Below are 17,479 nucleotides of genomic sequence, written 5' to 3' on the forward strand. Positions count from 1 at the left end.
CCCGCAGCCCCCGCCCTCGCAGCCCCCGCCTCCGCAGCCCCCGTTTTCGTTGTGCTCGGCTTTGTGGGGGTCGGCACTATGTCGTCGGGAAGCAGTGGGGCGACGGTCCAGGCGGGCGGCCGTGTCGTGGGGGTCGTGTGCAGCAGCGCGGCCAGTCCGGCGACGGTCGGCGATCCGTAGACCGCGTCGAGTCCGAGCCGCACCCCGAACTCCTCCCGGAGCCGGAGCATCAACCGCGCCCCGAGCAGTGAATCCCCGCCCACGTGGAAGAAGTTGTCGTCCGGGTCGATGCCGGCGGCCTCCCGGCCGAGGAGCTCCGCCCAGATCGCGCCCAGCCGTTCCTGGACGGACGTGGTCGCGGCCGGCCGGCGTCGCGGCGCCGGCCGTGCCCGCTGGGACTCGCGGGCGAGGGCGGCCCGGTCCGCCTTGCCGCTCGACGTCAGCGGAAACGCCCCGACCGGCCGGATGATCCCGGGCACCAGGTGGGCCGGCAGCCGGGTACGCAGTGCGGCGCGCACGGCGTCCGGGGAGAGGCCCGCGGCCGGCGCCGGGATGTAGTGCGCGGCCAGCCGGGACTCCGCGGAGGTCGCCCCGGGCAGCGCCACCACGACGGCGTCGGACACCCCGGGCACCTGTCTGACGGCGGCCTCCACCTCCTGGAGCTCCACCCGGTACCCGTGGATCTTCACCTGCCCGTCGTCACGCCCCAGGAACTCGATGGTGCCGTCGGGCAGCAGCCGTCCGAGGTCACCGGTGTTGTAGAGCCGCTCGCCGCCGGGACCGGTCACGAAGCCGCCGCCTCGGCCGGCCGCCTGTCCGACGTAGCCCTGGGCCACCGGCAGACCGCCGACGCAGATCTCGCCGGGCACCCCGACCGGCAGCGGCTCGAGCGCCTTGTCCCGGACCCGTACCTCGGCTCCGGCGATGGGCCGCCCGATGCTCGGTCGCTCCGGCCACGAGGCGGGGTCACCACCGAGGTTCAGGGCCGTGACCACGTGCGTCTCGGTGGGGCCGTACTGGTTCTGCAAACCCGCCTTGGTCAGCTCGGAGAACAGACGGCGCAGCGCCGGGGTGACGAACAACTGCTCGCCGGAGGTGACGACCTCCTTGAGGGAGCCGAGGAACCGCTGCTCGGCGCAGGCGTGTTCGGCGAGCTGCTGTAGGGCGACGAACGGCAGGATCAGCCGTTCGACGCGCTGCTCGTGGATCAGGTCGAGGAGCCGGCCCGGATCCCTGCGGACCGACTCGTCGGCGATCACGAGGGTGCCGCCGGCCGCCCAGGTGGCGAAGACTTCCTGGAACGCCACGTCGAAGGTGAGCGGAGCGAACTGGAGGGTGCGGGAGGCCGGCCCGCACGCGGAGTCGCGCCGCTGCCAGTCGACGAGGTTGGCCAGGCTCCGGTGCGACATGGCGACGCCCTTCGGGTGCCCGGTCGAACCGGAGGTGTAGAGCACGTAGGCGAGGGAGTCGGCGGTCACCGCCGGCAGCGTGACGGCGGCCGGACGCGGCAGGTCCCGCGGCAGGTCCCGCAAGGTCAGGACGGTGAGTCCGGGCAGGCCGCGCAGGGCGTCGGCGTGCGGCGCGTCCGTGAGGACGACCCGGGCGCCCGCGTCCGCCAGGACGAAGGCCGTCCGGGACGCCGGCTGGTCCGGGTCCAGTGGCAGGCAGGCCGCTCCGGCGCGCAGGACGCCCAGCACCGCGAGCGGGTGGTCGAGTGAGCGGCCCATGCAGACGGCGACGCGCTGTCCGCCGCACCCCAGTGCGGTCAGCCCCGCCGCGATGTCGTCGGCGCGGGTGTCGAGTTCGCGGTACGACAGGACCTCGCCGGCGTGCACGACGGCCGGCACGTCGGGGCTCTGCGCCACGTGCGGGCGGAGGGCCAGGTGCGCGAGGGCGGCCGCGCCGGACGGCCGTGGTCCCGCGGCCCAGGCGGCGAGCCGGGACCGTTCGCCGGGGGTCGTGATGTCGAGTGCCGCGAGTGCCGTGTCCGGCCGGCGCACGGCGTCGGCGAGCAGCAGGCCGAAGCGGTCCGCGAGGCGGCGCGCCGTGGCCGCGTCGAAGAGGTCTTCCGAGTACTCCAGGTAGCCCTGGTATCCGTCGCCCTCGGGCACGAGGTTGAGGAAGAGGTCGAACTTCGACCTGCCGCTGTGCCGGTAGAGGCGTTCGGACTCGATGCCGGGCAGCCGCAGTCCGCCGCCCGTCTCGTCGTCCAGGGTGAACACGATCTGGAACAGCGGGAACCGGCCCAGGACGCGCTCGGCGGCGAACTCGCGCACGAGGTGTCCGTACGGGATGTGCCGGTGCCGGACGGCGGACCACGTCGAGGACCTGACCGAGGCCACCAGTTCGCGGAACGTCTCGCCCGCACCGATGCGGTGCCGCAGCGGCATGACGTCGGTGAGGCAGCCGAGCAGCGATTTCACCTCCGTGCCGGTGCGGCGGGAGATCGGCGTGCCGAGCACCACGTCGTCCTGTCCCGACACCCTGTTGAGCAGCGCGGTCAGGGCGGAGATCAGGACGACGAACGGGGTCGCGCGCTGCGCGCGGGCGAAGGCCCGCAGCGCGGTCCCCGTCTCCCCCGCGACGGTGAAGCGGATCTCGCCGCCCCGGTGGCTCGGCCGGGCCGGCCGGGGCCGGTCGCCGGGGAAGGTGGACTCCTCGGGGGCGTCGGCCAGGACCGTGCGCCAGTAGTCGAGGTGTTCCGGGGACGTCACCTCGTCGTCGCGGCGCTGCCGCTCCGCGTACGGCCCGAACTGGAGCGGGAGTTCGGGCAGTCGCGGTGGCCGTCGCTCGACGGCGGCCCGGTAGGCCTCGCTGATCTGCTCGTCGAGGAGCCGGGCGCTCCAGCCGTCCATCACGGCGTGGTGCATGGCGACGGCGAGCACCGCCTCGGTGTCGTGGAGACGTAACAGGGTGGCGCGGAGCAGCGGCGGCCGCTCCAGGGGGACCGGTCTGGAGATGGCCTGGCGGATCGCCGCGTCCAACTCGGCGGGTGTCACCCGGCGTTCGTCGACCGGTACCGGCGCGGGGGGCAGCACCGTCTGGACGGGCATGCCGTCCACACTGCCCAGACGGCTGCGCAGCGCCTCCTGGTGGGCGACGACCGAGGTGAGCGCGGTCTCGACGGCGGTGGTGTCCACCGGTCCGCGCAGATGGTGGACCCACGATTCGACGTAGCGCGAAGGGCCTTCGAGGAACTGGTCCTGCAACCAGATGGACTCCTGCTCGAACGACATGGGGTACGTCGGCCGGGCGGCTGGGCGTTCTGTTGTCATGGTCGAAACTCCACTGCGTGCGGGGTGGGCGGTGTGCGTCATCGCGCGGCCAGTGCGGTCCGGTCCGGTTTGCCCTGCTTCGTATAGGGGAGGCTGTCGCGTCGGTGTACGCGCTGCGGCACCAGGTAGGCCGGGAGAGCCCTGGACAGGACGGCGCGGAGCGTCCGTGGCTCCAGGGGCGGCTCGTGGCCGGGGGCTGCCGTGTAGAAGAGGTGCACACCGCTGTAGCTGCCGTCCGGTCCCGGTACCGGTACGGCGACGCAGTCGCGCACCCCGGGCACCTCGCGGACGTGCGCCTCGATCTCGCCCGGTTCGACGCGGTGCCCCGCCACCTTGACCTGGAGGTCCTTGCGGCCGCGGTAGTGGAGCACACCGGCGTCGTCCTCGAAGCCGAGGTCGCCCGTGCGGTACAGCCGGGTGCGGACGCCGTCCACGGTCAGTTCGACGAACGCGGCCGCCGTCGCGGCCCGGTCGCCCAGGTAGCCGTGGGCGAGTCCGTCGCCGGCCAGGCAGATCTCGCCCGTCGTCCCCCGCGGCACCCGCTCGCCGCCGTCCATGACCAGCACGTCGGTGCCCGGCACGGGACGGCCGACCGGTATGCCGGTCGGGGTGGCGCAGTCGGCCGCGCCGACGCGGTGGGTGGTGGCGAACACACAGCTCTCCACCGGCCCGTAGCCGTTGAGGAGGACGATGTCACGGTGTTCCGCGAGGAACGCCCGTACATGCGGGACGGACAGCCGTTCGCCCCCCGTGATCACCTGGCCGAGACCGGTGAAGCACCCCGGGTCCTCGTCCACGAAGAGGTTGAAGAGGGAGGCCGTCAGCCACACCGTGTCCACGTGGTGTCGGCGTATCAGGGCGCGCAGCCGGTGCGGCATCAGGTGGTCGCCCTCGGCGATCACGGTCGTACCGCCCGTCGTCAGCATCGACCAGACCTCCAGGCCGAAGGCGTCCCACGAGGCGGGCGCGGCCTGCACCATGGCGTGGCCCGCGCCGAACGCGGCGAACCCGGCCTCGCCCTCGGGGAACAGGCGGGTGGTCGCCCGGTGCGGGGAGAGGACGCCCTTCGGTGATCCGCTGGTGCCGGAGGTGAAGAACACCATGGCCGGGGAGGAGCCGTCGGCCGGTGCCGGCACGGGGGCCGCGCGGCCGGAGCGCGGGAGCGGGACGTCCAGCGGGGGCGGCGACCACAGGGGGGCGTCCGTGCCGTCGGGCCGGGCGCGGCCCACGACCACCGGCGGGGCGAGGGACGCGATCACGTCGGCGAGCCGGCGTCCGGGCCACTTCGGGTCGAGAGCCGCGTAGGCCGCCCCGCACCGGAGGACCGCGAGCAGGGCGGCCACCAACTCCGGTGAACGCGGCAGCAGCACCGGTACGACGGTTCCGGGTCCGGCGCCGAGCGCGGCCAGGGCGTCGGCCCAGCCGGCCGCCAGGGCGTCGAGTTCGCCGTAGCCGAGGGTCCTCTCCCCGCACACGACGGCCGTGGCCGCCGGCCGCCGTGCCGCCTGTCGCGCGAACGCCTCGTGGATCAGCCGTGGCGTACCGGAGGGCCGGGTCAACGCTCCGTCCCGTCGTCGGCACGCAGGACGTCGGCGACGAAGTCCTCGAAGGTGTCGGCGTCGAAGAGGAGTTCGGGTGCGACCTCGCGCCCGGTGAGCCGTTCGATGCGGGCGCAGATCCGCATGGCCTGGAGGGAGGTCCCGCCGAAGTCGTAGAAACTCAAGTCGCCCGCGACCGAATCGACTTCGAGGACGTCCGCCCAGATCGCGGAGATCTCGGCGGGTAAGCCGGAGGGCGTCGGGCCGGGGGCCGGCGCCGACAGTTGACGATCAGACATGCGTCACCTCAGGAGTGGGGCACGGCGGAGGTCCGCCGCACGGGAGGAAAGGAGAGAGCGGGGAGAAGGAACGGGAACAACGGCAGGGCCCCGGCGCGGGGCATGTTCGCCCGTTCCCTCCGGGGCCCTGCGGGGCCGGTTGCGACGCAAGCACGGCCCTTTCCGGTCATCGAGTTGTTCCAGGCTTCACGGTCCACGCGGTCGCGTGGATCGTCACTCCCTCGTCTACTACCCCACCCGGGTCGTGCCGGATGCCGTGCTCCTGCTCACGTCCGCGGAGACCGGTCACCGGTGATGGGTGTCAGACGGCGGGCGGCGGGCGGCGGGCGCCGGTTCACCGGCGGAGCCGCGGCGCGAGCACCGAGCGCACGGCCCTGACCACCTTGCTCTCGGCGGGACCGTCCGCGCCCTCGGGCTCCGGTTCCAGGACCCGCTGGAGCTCCGCCAGCAGCTGGTTGACGGACCGCCAGAGCGGCACGAACTGGCCGGCGACCGGTCCGGTCCCCCGGATCGGGCCGTCGGACAGCTCGGTGACCTTCGTGGCGGCCGCGACCGTCGCCGGGTCCCGCAGGACCAGGTGCACCTCCTCGCCGACCAGCCGGATCTCCATCCGGCGCGCGGCGGCCTCCTCCGGGTTCGCGTCCGTGGTCGTCTCCGGGTCCAGTTCGTCGATCTTGGCGGCGACCGTGTCCGCGTCGACCCCGAGTTCACGCAGCACCCTGGCCGCCATGCTGTTCTCCGCCCGCAGCATCGCCTCCAGCAGGTGGTGGCTGCCGACCGGCGCGCCCCCGGCCAGCGCGCTCGCCGTGGACACGGTGTCCTCGGTGGCGGGGGTGCCGGCCGGCCACGGGCCCGCCCCCGCGTCCTGCGTGCCCTCCAGCGACGACAGGACCGCGGCACGGATCCTGCTGACCGGCTTGATCCGTTCGGCGAGCACCCGCGCCCCGGCCCCCTCGCCCTCTCTGACCAGGGCGAGCAAGATGTGTTCCGTGCCGATGTCGCGGTGGTGCAGCTGCTGCGCCTCGCGCAGGGCGAGTTCGAGCGTCTTCTTCGCCCGCGGCGCGAACGGGATGTGACCGCTCAGCTCCTGTGTGCCGGGCTCGACCAGCGCGGTGATGTCGGCCCGCGCCGTGTCCTTGTCGTACCCGAGCTGGTGCAGGACCTTCGCCGCCGTGCCGTCGGGCACCTCGAGCAGTCCCAACAGGATGTGCTCGGTGCCGATGTGCGTGTGCTTGAGCAGCCTCGCCTGCTCCTGGGCCGTGACGACCACCTGACGCGCTTTCACCGTGAACTTCTCGAAAGTCATGTCTCCATGGTCCCAACCCTGTCAATACACTGGTATTGATAGGGTCACCATGATGGAGGGAGGGTGCGATGGAGACACCGTCGGACTGGGAGGACCGGCTCGCGCGCTGGCAGAGCGAGCTGGAGCTGTTCGAGCAACTGGACGAGACGCCCTGGGTCACCCTGGCCAGGGCGGAGGCCGAGACCGGTGTCTCACGCTCGGCCCTGCGGTCCTGGTACCGCAACGGCGAGATCAGGTCCCGGCTGGTGGACGGCCCCAACGGGCCTCAGCGGCTGGTCCAGTTGGAGGCGGTGATCGAGCGCGCCGCCGCGTCGCCGCGCATCCAGCGCCGAGCGGAACGGGACGTCAGCCTGGAGGCCCAGGTGACCCTGCTGCGGCACCGGGTCGACCAGCTCGAACTGCGTCTGGCCGCGCTGGAACGGAAGTGACCGGCCCGAACGGCGTTGTGCCGACGGGCCGTTGATCACCCGATGTGTGCGGCGACGGCCCGCGCGCACTCCATCGACTCGGTGTGCGTGGTGTCGACCTCCAGGTCGTACGTCACGTCCCGGTGGACCGACTCCGCCTGGGACGCGGCCATCCCGATGGTCCGGTCGCCCCGTGCGACCTCACGGCCCGCGGCCACCGCGGCCTCGCACCTGACACCGACCCACAGCACCGGCAGCCCGTCCAGGGCCTTCAGCCAGCGCTGCTGCGAGTACGCCCCGCCGAGGAAGACCTCGTCGACGATGACACGGGCGCCCGCACGGGCCATCGCGGCGACCCCCTCGATCCAGGCCGCCTCCAGCGTCCGGAACTCCGGGCCGACGACCACCTGTCCGTCCGGAGCGAACTCGATGCCGTCGTCCGACGCCCGCATGGCGGCCGGCATCGCCTCGACGAACGTGTCCGTCCCGAGGGCCAGCCAGGGGTCCGGCAGGACCGCCTGAAGACACCGGACGATCCCGGACTTGCCCGAGCTGGAACCACCGTTGAGGACGATCACCTGAGGCGTCACCACGCCACCCTAGACGAACCCTCGGTCACACCAGGCGCTTTATTTCCCCGCGCACCCGGTAGAAACCGCCCGACGAGGAGTGCAGCGCGTCCACCACGTAGCGTGCGCCGGGCTGGCGTATGGCGCGCGGGAACTGCACGTTCCAGCCCGGCTCGTAGCCCTCGGAGACCACCCGTACCCGCACGCGGCCACCCTGTTCGAAGCACTCCACGACGACCCCGCCGCCCGTCGCGGGCACGGCGCTGACCGTGGCGACGGAGGCGGCCGTGGTCAGTGGTGCGTACGTCGGCAGGGCGGCCGCCAGCTTGACGTCCGCGGCGACCGGGACGGTGCCGGACTGGGCGGCGGTGATCGCGGCCTCGCTCGCGTCGACGCAGGCGAGCGAGCCGTCGGTGGAGACGATGTAGAGCCGTTCGTCGTGGTACTGCATGGAGAGTGCCGAGCCGCCGCCGGTGCCGAGCTTCCACAGCCGGGTGCCGTCCGCGGTGAAGCAGTAGACGGAGGAGGCGGAGTCACCCGCGAAGACGTAACGGCCGCCGGGGGACGTGGCGCAGGAGTACACCGCGGCGTCGCACCGGTAGGAGGCCTCGACGGCCCCGGAGGACTTGGCGAGCCGCTGGACGACCCGCCGCCCCGTCCCGGCGTAGACCGCGTTCTCCTCCTGCCATCCGAAGAGGACGTTGCCGCTGGTCGTGGTGTGCCAGAGCTGGCTGGTGCCGTCGGCCGCGTAGGCCGTCACACCGTCGCTGTGGCCGTGGTACACGGTGCGCTCGTCGGCCCGCACCATCCATCCCTGTTCTCCCGACGAGTTGCGTGACCACTGGAGTTCGTCCTCGTGGTCGATGACCGTCAGGCCGCCGTTGCGGTCGGATACGTTCAGCACGCCGGCGTGGATGTCCAGCCAGAAGATGTCCACCTCGGCCGCGATCTCGTAGGCGGCGAACGGCACCTTCGCCGAGAGGTCGTAGACCCGGCCGTCGTCGCAGCCCGCGTAGATCCAGAAGTCGTCCGCCACCAGGCACTTCACACCGTCGGGCAGGGAGTAGTGGGCCAGCACCTCGCCGTCGTGGCTCAGGGTGTAGACGCTGCCCTGCTGGTTGCCGACCCAGCAGCGGTCCTCGTCCACATGGATGCCGAACGCGGCGGCGCCCGTACGGAACCGCCACAGCACGGGGGCGGTGGCCCGCGCCGTGGACGGGGCGGACGACACCTGACGGCGGGTCACCGGGCGGGCCGCGCGCTGCCCTTGGACCGCCGGCGCGTACCCCTTCCGCACCTTCTCGGCTATCTTCCTCGCCGCCGCTGCCCGCGCCTTGTCGACGGACGCGAAGGAGGAGGTCTGGCGCTGCCCGTCCACACCGATCCGTCCGTACCGCACGGAGACCGTGGTCCCGTCGACGGTCACCTCGTAGAACTTGTGGGCACCGCCGCTCTCCTGGGACAGCTCCAGATACGTCGTGTTCCCCGACTGTCGTGCCTGCGCAGCGGACACCGCACACCCCTCCCCAAGGCCTGGCCGGCCGGTGCGGCCGAGCTCCAGTGATCTCAAACTAGTGGCCGCCACTGACATCGACGCTCACGCGGCCCTCGTCGTGACGGGGCTCAGCGGGTACGCCGCCTCGGGGCGGCAGTTCGAGTCCGAGGTTCTCGCGGAGCGTGGTGCCGGTGTAGTCGGCGGCGACGATCCCCCGCCTGCGCAGCTCGTGCAGGAGGCCGTTGACGACGAAGTCGTGCTGGCGGGGGTCCGCGAGACCGCTCAGCGAGATCACGTCCAGGACGCCCGCGCGGAAGCGTTCCTCGACGGCGTCGGCGAGCTGTTCGGGCGTTCCCGCGGCGGACCAGTGCCCGGTGTCCTGCGCCGCGACGATGAGCTCCCGCAGCGTGTGGCCCTGCCGTGCGTAGCCGGCGAAGATGTCGACCCGGCCGCGCCGGCGGTTCACCGACGCCACGTCGGGCAGCAGGCTCTCCGGCAGCGGTGCGTCCAGCGGGAGCCCGGACAGGTCGACCCCGCCGCCGAGCATGTCGGCCAGCTGGGCGCGGCCGCGTTCGAAGTCGATCGCCTCCCGCCTCTCCCGGACGAGCCGCTTCGCCTCCTCCTCGGTGGCGCCGTACGTGGCGTGCAACGAACTGAAGATCAGCGGCAGTCCTTCGGCCCGTCCCAGGCTCCGCGCCTGGCCGCGGATCCCGCGGGTGAAGTCGAGGGCGTGGTCGAGGGTGGGCAGCGACGTGAACACGACCTCCGCGTAGCGGGCGCCCAGTGCCCGCCCCGCCGCCGACTGCCCGGCCTGGATCTGCACCGGACGCCGCTGCGGCAGCGGCGGGATGTTCAGCGGGCCGGCCACGGTGAAGAACCGGCCGGAGTGGCGGACGGGGTGCACCCGGTCGCGGTGCAGCACCGCCCTCCCGTCCGCACCGGCCGTCAGCGCGCCGGGCTCCCAGCTGTCCCACAGCGCGTTGACCACCTCCAGCGTCTCCGCGGCGCGCGCGTACCGCTCCTCCGGGCTGGGCAGTTCCCCGGCGCCGAAGTTCTCCTCACCGACCGAGGAGGTCACCAGGTTCCAGGCGGCCCGCCCGTTGCTCACGTGGTCGAGGGTGCCGAACAGCCGGGCCAGGTTGAACGGGTGGTGGAAGGTGCTGGACACGGTCGCGATCAGGCCGATCCGCGAGGTCACCTGGCTCAGCGCCGAGACGAACACCAGCGGTTCCTGCGAGCCGATCGCGCCCTGGGCGTCGAACCGGAGCAGGTCGGCGGTGAACAGCGCGTCGAACCTCGCGGCCTCGGCGAGCTTCGCCACCCGCACGGCGGTGTCCAGGGTGGACCGGGCCGGGTCGATCGCCAGGTCGTACGTCTCCGACGTGCCACCGGCTCCGGTCACGGTCTTCAGGGTTCTGGGCTGCTGGGCGCTCACTGCTCGTCCGTTCTCTTCGTGGTGGATGGTGTCCGGGGCCGCCGGCGGCTCTGCCGGGCGGTCACCGCAGCAGGGGCAGCAGTTGGTCGCCGACCCGGGCGGTCTCCCGCTTGTAGGGGGTGTCGGAGAGGACGAAGTGGGTGATGCCGAGCTTGCGGTAGTCGTCAAGGGCCGCGGCCACCTCGGCGGCGGTGCCGACCAGCCAGGTGGTGCCCGCTCCCCCGCCGCCCACCTTGCCGGGCGCGGTGTACAGGCAGGTGTCGAGCACCTCGCCCCGTGCGGCCAGGTCGAAGAGCCGCCGCTGTCCGACGGCGGTCCTGCGGTCCCCCGCCCAGGTCAGCTCCTTGCCGCCGTCCGCCGCCATCCGCGCGACCCGTTCCTCGGCCGCGCGCCACGCCTCCTCGGTGGTGTCGCGCACCAGCGTGGTGATCCGCAGCCCGAACTCGAGCGGCCGGTGCCTGCGGCCCACCTGCTCGCTCAACGCCCGCAGCCGGTCGATCCGTTCGGCGAGACCGTCGAGGGGTTCGCCCCAGAAGAGCTGGACGTCCGCCTCCTCGGCCGACACCCGCTCGGCGGCCTCGGACGCGCCGCCGAAGTACAGCGTCGGATGTGTTCTCGTGCCGGTCACGTGCGGGCGGGGGGCCACCGTGGAGTGGCCGACCTGGAAGTGCTCCCCGTCGAACGTGACGTCCTCCTCGGTCCACAGGCGTCGTACGAGGTGCAGGAACTCCCGTGTGCGGGCGTAGCGTTGGGCGGGATCGCTGCGGGTGTCCCCGTACGCGGCGAGGTTGTCCAGTCCGCTGACGATGTTGACCAGGACCCGGCCGCGGCTGAGCTGGTCGAGGGTCGCCGCCGCGCTGGCGAAGTGCGCCGGCTGCCAGTAACCGGGGCGGACCGCGATCAGGGGCTTGAAGGTGGTGGTCCGGGCGGCCAGCGCGGTGGCGACGGTGAAGGTGTCCGGGCGGCCCCACCCCGTGCCCAGGAGCGCGCCGCCCCAGCCGTGTTCCTCGGCCGCGCGGGCGAGGTCGGTGGAGTACTCGACGGAGCCCCAGCCGGTCGTCGTGTCGTCACCGCGGTGTCCCGGTTCGACGGTGTTGGGGATGTACCAGAGGAATTCCGGATTCATCATGCTTCCGATCGCGGGGCGGAATGCCGGCTGTCAGCAGGCGGGTGGAGGACGCCGTCCCAGGCACTGTGCGCGGAGATCGGTGTCGGACACCCGGGGCAGCCGGACGCACGGCCCTGCGGTCAGAGCGGACGCGGCAGCACGCGACAGTGGACTGGCGAAGAGGACCAGAGGATCAACACTGGGCGCTGGAAACCCGGACGAGGTCGACGCATCGCTCGCTGGTGAGCATCGGGACCTCGGGCATGTGATCGAGTCTCCGAGTGATCGATCGGAATGTCAATGCGCCCGATCGACCGCCACCGGCCCGCCGCACAGCCGACGCACGGCCCTCCGCCCGGCAGTTGCACGGCCACCGCACGGCCGACGCACGACCCTCCGCACAGCCGATGCACGGCCGACGCACGGCCACCGCACGGCCGATGCACGGCCCCCCGCCCGGCAGTTGCACGGCCGGTGCGGAGCCGACCGCTGCCGGTCTTCTGCGGCCCGATTGTTCCGGATGGGTACTGCGGACCGTTCTCGGCCGCGGGTGCGCGGGGTGGCCGGTCGCGCAGTTCCCCGCGCTCCTTCGGGGCGCTGTGTCCTGCCTCCGATCCCTTCCCCGGGCGGGCCTCGCATGGGCTTCGGCGTGGCGGCGGTCAGGGTCGGGCGGCCCGCCGCCAGGCGGTCTCGCGGAGCAGGCGCAGGCCGTTGAGGCCGACGAGGACGGTGGACCCCTCGTGGCCGGCGACCCCGAGTGGGAGGGGGAGGTGGCCGGCGAGGTCCCAGATCACCAGACCGGTGATGAAGACACCGGCGACGACGAGGTTCTGCACGACGAGCGCACGTGCACGCCGGGAGAGCGCGATCACCGCCGGGACGGTGGTGAGTTCGTCGCGGACGATCACCGCGTCGGCGGTCTCCAGGGCCAGGTCGGAACCCGCCCGGCCCATGGCGATCCCGGTGTGCGCGGCGGCCAGCGCCGGGGCGTCGTTGACACCGTCGCCGACGACCAGCACCTTGTGGCCGGTCTCCGCCAACTCCCTTACGGCTCGCACTTTCTGATGGGGCAACAGGCCGGCCCGCACGTCCGTGACGCCGACCTCGCCGGCCAGGCGGGCGGCGGCGCGCGGGTTGTCGCCGGTCAGCAGCAGGGGTGCGGTGCCGGTCAGGGCGGTCAGCGCGGCGACGGTGGCGGTGGCGTCGGGGCGCAGCCGGTCGGCGATGCCGAGCACGCCCACCGGCGTACCGTCCAAGCTGACCAGGACGGCGGTCCGTCCACTGTCCTCCAGTTCGGCGGCGAGCTCCGCCGCACGGGCGGAGTCCGCGTCCGTCGCGCCGTTCAGCAGCCTGGCCGGTGCGCCGACCGCGACGACGCGCCCGTCGACCGTGGCGGTCACGCCGACGCCGGGCGTGGAGTCGAAGTTCTCCGCCACCGGCAGACCGAGTCCGCGTTCACGCGCCGCGTCGACGACGGCGCGGGCGAGCGGGTGCTCGCTCGGGTGCTCCGCCGCGGCGGCCAGGACCAGCACCTCGTCCGGGCAGGTTCCGCCGACCGGCCGGACCTCGCCGACCGTCGGCGTGCCCTCGGTGAGGGTGCCGGTCTTGTCGAGGGCCACCGCGTCGACCTGCCCCAGCCGCTCCATCACGACGGCCGACTTGACCAGCACACCGTGCCGTCCGGAGTTGGCGATGGCGGACAGCAGCGGCGGCATGGTCGCCAGCACGACCGCACAGGGCGAGGCCACGATCATGAAGGTCATCGCCCGCAGCAGCGAGCCGGTGAGCGCGGCGCCGAAGGCCGGCGGGACGAGGAAGACGGCCAGGGTCGCCACGACCATGCCCAGTGAATAACGCTGTTCGACCTTCTCGATGAACAACTGGGTCGGCGCCTTCGTCTCCGAGGCCTCCTGCACCATCCGCACGATCCGCGCGATCACCGAGTCGGAGGCGTCCCGCTCGACGCGCACGCGGAGTGCGCCGGTGCCGTTGAGGGTGCCGGCGAAGACCTCGTCGCCCTTCTCCTTGACCACGGGCATCGGCTCGCCGGTGAGGGTCGCCTGGTCGACGTCGCTCGCCCCGTCCAGCACCCGGCCGTCGGCGCCGACGCGCTCCCCGGGCCGTACGAGCAGGGTGTCGCCGACGGCCAGTTCCCCGACGGGGACGGTCTCCTCGGCGCCGTCCGCGTCGACCCGGGTGGCGGTGGCGGGCGCGAGATCCAGCAGACCGCGCACGGAGTCGGCCGTCCGCGCCGTGGCCAGCGCCTCCAGCGCCCCGGACGTGGCGAAGATGACGATCAGCAGGGCGCCGTCCATCACCTGCCCGATCGCCGCCGCGCCGAGCGCGGCGACCACCATCAGCAGGTCGACGTCGAGGGTCCGCCGCCGCAGCGCCCGCAGCCCCTCCCAGCCGGGCTCCCAGCCGCCGGTCGCGTACGCCGACGCGTACAGCGGTCCCCAGGTCCACGCCGGAGCGCCCGCCAGCTGCATCGGCAGGGCGAGCAGGAAGAGGACGGTGGCGGCCAGCGCCCAGCGCGCCTCGGACAGGGCGAGGAGACGGGTACGGCGACGGGGCGCACCGCCGTGGCGCGGCGGCGCCGGCCGGGCCGCGGCCGGCTGCGGGGCGGACGGCCCGGGGGCGGTCGAGGTCACGGGGACGGTCGAGGTCACGGGGACGGTCATCGGCACGGAGGTCCTTCACGGACGGAGGCATGACGAAACAGGGCCCACCGGGCATCCGGGGCCGCTCCCTCCCACCGTACATGACCACATGAAGACTCATTCATGTGTTCATGGGTTCGTCTCCGTAGGATGACTGCCATGGGCCATGGAGCTGACGCCGAGAACACCACCGCCGCCACAGCGCGCGAGCGCCTGGAGACCGTGGGCGCCGCCGACGTGGCCGCCACCCTCCAGGCCCTGGCCACACCGTCCCGGCTGCGCATCCTGGCCCGCCTCCAGGAGGGACCGTGCGCGGCGACCGAGCTCGCCGACGCCGTCGGCATGGAACAGTCCGCCTGCTCCCACCAGCTGCGTCTGCTGCGCAACCTCGGCCTGGTCACCGGCGAACGGCGGGGCCGCTCGGTCATCTACGGGCTCTACGACAACCACGTCGCCGAACTCCTGGAGCAGGCCCTCCACCACGTCGAGCACCTGCGTCTCGGCATCCGCGACACCCCGGCCGCCTCCGAGCCGGCCGAGAACGCCGGCCTCCCGCGCTGAGGCCGGGCGGCCGACGGCTCGGCGGGGCCGTCTCGCCGAGCCGACCGGCAGCAGGGCTCGGCGGCCGCGTACGGTGGGGGCATGGCGCCGCCGCTTCCGGGCCCGCTGGCTCATCTGGCCCCGCTGCTCACCCACTACGGCTACTGGGCCGTGGGTGCCGTCGTCCTCGTGGAGGACTTCGGAGTCCCCGCCCCCGGGGAGACCATCCTGATCGCCGCGGGCATCTACGCGGGGGCCGGGCAACTGAACATCGTGGCCGTGGCGGTCATCGCGTTCGCCGCCGCCGTCGTCGGTGACAACATCGGCTACCTGATCGGCCACACCGGCGGCCGGGCCTTCGTGCACCGCTGGGGACGCTATGTGTTCCTGACCCCGGAGCGCTTCCGGAAGGCCGAGGAGTTCTTCAGCCGCCACGGCGGCAAGATCGTCGTGGTCGCCCGTTTCGTGGAAGGGCTGCGCCAGGTCAACGGCATCGTCGCGGGCACCAGCGGAATGCCGTGGCGCCGCTTCCTCGTCTTCAACGCCCTCGGCGCGGCGCTGTGGGTCGGCCTGTGGGCGAGCCTCTCCTATGTGACGGGCACCCACATCACCGCCGTGTACGACGAGATCAGCCGCTACCAGCTCTACGCGCTCGTCGCCCTGGGCGTGCTCGTCGCCGCCCTCGTCCTGCGGCATCTGCTGCGGCGCCGGCGACGCCGGGCCTGACCCGGGTTCACTCCTCCGGCCCGGCCCCCGGTGCGGTCGGCGCCGCCCGACGGCGCGCGAGCGCGACCACCGCGCCCACCCCGACCAGGGCCGCGAGAGCCCCGTAGCCGTAGGTGAGCGTGGCGAGCGAGGCGACGGCGGCGACGAGCAGCGGGCCGCCCGCGTCGCCGAGTTCGCGGCCGAGTTCCGCGGCGCCCATGGTCTGCCCCAGTCGTTCCACGGGCGTACCGCCGGCCAGCGCGGCGAAGCCGAGCGGGGTGATCAGCCCGGTACCGGCGCCGATCAGGACGGCCCCGACGAGGATGCCGGTGAGTCCCGGCAGCATCGCGCAGGCCAGACCCGCGGCGGTCGCCGACAGGCCCGCGGCCAGGCCGGTACGCGTGGTCAGGCGCCCCTCGTCCAGGGCCCGTCCGGCGCGTGGCTGGACCAGTGCGGCGGTCGCGGCCAGCAGTGACACGGCGGCGCCGGTGGCGACCGTGCCCAGTCCGGCGGCACGGCCGGAGACGGGCAGGAAGCCGACGCCCACCGACAGCGCGGCGGTGGCGGCGGCCAGCGCGGAGGTGGGGGCGAGGAACACCGGGTCGGCGAGACGGCGGGCCAGGTCGAGCAGCGTCTGCCGGGCCTTGGGCAGCGGCGGTACGACGGGCACGGCGAGCGCGGCCCATACGGCGACCGCCACGCCCAGGACCGCGAGGACGGCGAACAGCAACCGGAGGCCGCCGACCCGGACCAGGACCCCGCCGAGCAACGGGCCGAGGGTGTAGCCGACGGACTTGTAGAAGCCGTAACCGCCGAACGCGCGGCCGCGTGCGGCGGCCGGGCTGAGCCGGGCGACCAGGGCGGAGGCCGACGGCGAGAACGCGGAGGCGGCGGCTCCCTGCCCCAGGCGCGCGGCCCACAGCCAGCCGGGGCTGTCGGCGACGACGTACAGCGCGGACGCGACGGCGAAGGCCACCAGCCCGCCGAGCAGGACCGGACGGGCGCCGACCCGGTCGGCGAGGGTGCCGAACACCGGCTTCAGCAGCACCTCGGCGCCGTCGTACAGGGCGAGCAGCCCGCCCAGCGCCAACAGCGAGACCCCCGCCTCGGCACCGAGGCTCGCGGCGATGCCGTGCGCGCCGAAGGCGGTGGTGAACCCCGCCGCGTACAGCGGCCACATCCGCCGCGCCGGCACCGGCCGATCGGTCACCGATCCCCCTCCGAACTCCGGGGCCGGGCGGCGAGGACCCGCTCGGCGCGGTCACGAGCCGTTGAGCCGTCGTCCGCTCACCGGACCCAGGACAGAAATGTAACGCGGCGCGCCCGAGTCCGGCCGACGGGGAAACCTCGCGGCGACAACCTATTGACATGACATTTGCCTGACGGCATGGTTCTCGACTCAGGAGTGCTTTTAAAGCGCTCTAAATCGAGTGCCCACTGCCCGGTGACGACCGACGCCCTCCCCGACTCCTGACCCCCTCTCAACCCCGTAAGGAATGACCATGACCGTTCGTGTAGGAGTGATCGGCGCCGGCTGGATCGGCAAGGAGCACATCCGGCGCCTCACCGAGACCGTGACCGGAGCCAGGGTCTCCGCGGTCACCGACATCGACCCGGCGCGCGCGGCGGAGGCAGCGGAGCCGGTCGGTGCCCGGGTGCTGGCCGACGGCGCGGCCGTGGTCACCGCGGACGACGTGGACGCCGTCCTCGTCACCTCCTGGGGCCCCACCCACGCCGAACACGTGCTGAACGCGATCGCCGCCGGGAAACCGGTCTTCTGCGAGAAGCCCCTCGCCACCACCGCCGAGGACTGCCTCAACATCGTCGAGGCCGAGCAGGCACACGGCCGCCGCCTGGTCCAGGTCGGCTTCATGCGCCGCTACGACACCGGCTACCGCCAGATGAAACAGATCATCGAGTCGGGAACGATCGGCGAACCGCTGATCGTGCACTGCGCCCACCGCAACCCCACCGTGCCGGAGAGCTACACCTCCGCGATGGCCGCGCTGGACACGGCGGTCCACGAGATCGACGTGCTGCGCTGGCTCCTCGACGACGAGATCGTCTCCGCCCAGGTGGTCCTGCCACGCGCCACGAGCAAACGGTCCGAGCACCTGAAGGACCCGCAGATCATGCTCTTCG

14 protein-coding genes are annotated in these 17,479 nt (G+C 73.1%); 4 read left to right on the forward strand and 10 right to left on the reverse strand.

Going from position 1 to position 17,479, the window contains the following annotated elements; all coding sequences use genetic code 11:
• The 4 genes from AAW13_RS40790 to AAW13_RS40805 all read right to left on the reverse strand — a co-directional run.
• A partial coding sequence (locus tag AAW13_RS40790; protein WP_167391789.1) for a non-ribosomal peptide synthetase occupies positions 1-3,275 on the reverse strand: 3,275 nt, incomplete at its 3' end.
• Between the two features lie 38 nt (positions 3,276-3,313).
• Positions 3,314-4,834, reverse strand: a complete 1,521-nt coding sequence (locus AAW13_RS40795; RefSeq protein WP_046728759.1) for an amino acid adenylation domain-containing protein — start codon at positions 4,832-4,834, stop codon at positions 3,314-3,316.
• Positions 4,831-5,112 carry a phosphopantetheine-binding protein gene (locus AAW13_RS40800; RefSeq protein WP_046728758.1) on the reverse strand — a complete coding sequence of 94 codons (282 nt, stop codon included), beginning with the start codon at positions 5,110-5,112 and terminating at the stop codon, positions 4,831-4,833. The genes AAW13_RS40795 and AAW13_RS40800 overlap by 4 nt, the downstream gene beginning before the upstream one ends.
• Positions 5,113-5,446: 334 nt before the next feature.
• Entirely contained in the window at positions 5,447-6,418 is a 972-nt protein-coding gene (locus AAW13_RS40805; protein ID WP_046728757.1) for a Clp protease N-terminal domain-containing protein, read from the reverse strand.
• A 68-nt stretch (positions 6,419-6,486) separates the two neighbouring features.
• Between AAW13_RS40805 and AAW13_RS40810 the strand changes: the two genes are divergently transcribed.
• Positions 6,487-6,846: a hypothetical protein gene (locus AAW13_RS40810; RefSeq protein ID WP_046728756.1), complete on the forward strand. Its 360-nt coding sequence runs from the start codon at positions 6,487-6,489 to the stop codon at positions 6,844-6,846.
• A 35-nt stretch (positions 6,847-6,881) separates the two neighbouring features.
• Here the strand turns inward: AAW13_RS40810 and cpt are convergent, their stop codons facing one another.
• The 5 genes from cpt to AAW13_RS40835 all read right to left on the reverse strand — a co-directional run bounded on the left by cpt (position 6,882) and on the right by AAW13_RS40835 (position 14,113).
• Complete coding sequence (cpt, locus tag AAW13_RS40815; protein ID WP_071659852.1) at positions 6,882-7,415, reverse strand: chloramphenicol phosphotransferase CPT; 534 nt, start codon at positions 7,413-7,415, stop codon at positions 6,882-6,884.
• Between the two features lie 25 nt (positions 7,416-7,440).
• Positions 7,441-8,907: a WGR domain-containing protein gene (locus AAW13_RS40820; protein ID WP_046728754.1), complete on the reverse strand. Its 1,467-nt coding sequence runs from the start codon at positions 8,905-8,907 to the stop codon at positions 7,441-7,443.
• 58 nt (positions 8,908-8,965) lie between these two features.
• A complete protein-coding gene (locus AAW13_RS40825; protein ID WP_240528907.1) occupies positions 8,966-10,291 on the reverse strand; it encodes an NtaA/DmoA family FMN-dependent monooxygenase in 1,326 nt (441 codons plus the stop codon).
• Between the two features lie 94 nt (positions 10,292-10,385).
• Complete coding sequence (locus AAW13_RS40830) at positions 10,386-11,453, reverse strand: LLM class flavin-dependent oxidoreductase (RefSeq protein ID WP_240528908.1); 1,068 nt, start codon at positions 11,451-11,453, stop codon at positions 10,386-10,388.
• A gap of 638 nt (positions 11,454-12,091) precedes the next feature.
• A complete protein-coding gene (locus tag AAW13_RS40835; protein ID WP_079179167.1) occupies positions 12,092-14,113 on the reverse strand; it encodes a heavy metal translocating P-type ATPase in 2,022 nt (673 codons plus the stop codon).
• A 138-nt stretch (positions 14,114-14,251) separates the two neighbouring features.
• Between AAW13_RS40835 and AAW13_RS40840 the strand changes: the two genes are divergently transcribed.
• Entirely contained in the window at positions 14,252-14,653 is a 402-nt protein-coding gene (locus AAW13_RS40840) for an ArsR/SmtB family transcription factor (protein WP_046728751.1), read from the forward strand.
• Positions 14,654-14,734: 81 nt separating this feature from the next.
• On the forward strand, positions 14,735-15,358 hold the full coding sequence (locus tag AAW13_RS40845) for a DedA family protein (RefSeq protein WP_046728750.1): 624 nt from the start codon (positions 14,735-14,737) through the stop codon (positions 15,356-15,358).
• 7 nt (positions 15,359-15,365) lie between these two features.
• On the opposite strand, the gene AAW13_RS40850 is transcribed toward AAW13_RS40845, so the two are convergent.
• Complete coding sequence (locus AAW13_RS40850; protein ID WP_046728779.1) at positions 15,366-16,517, reverse strand: MFS transporter; 1,152 nt, start codon at positions 16,515-16,517, stop codon at positions 15,366-15,368.
• Between the two features lie 322 nt (positions 16,518-16,839).
• Between AAW13_RS40850 and AAW13_RS40855 the strand changes: the two genes are divergently transcribed.
• Positions 16,840-17,479 (forward strand): Gfo/Idh/MocA family protein (locus AAW13_RS40855; protein WP_167391790.1); only part of this gene is annotated, 640 nt, incomplete at its 3' end.

This window comes from Streptomyces humi, assembly GCF_001005085.2.
GTDB classification, from domain to species: domain Bacteria; phylum Actinomycetota; class Actinomycetes; order Streptomycetales; family Streptomycetaceae; genus Streptomyces; species Streptomyces humi.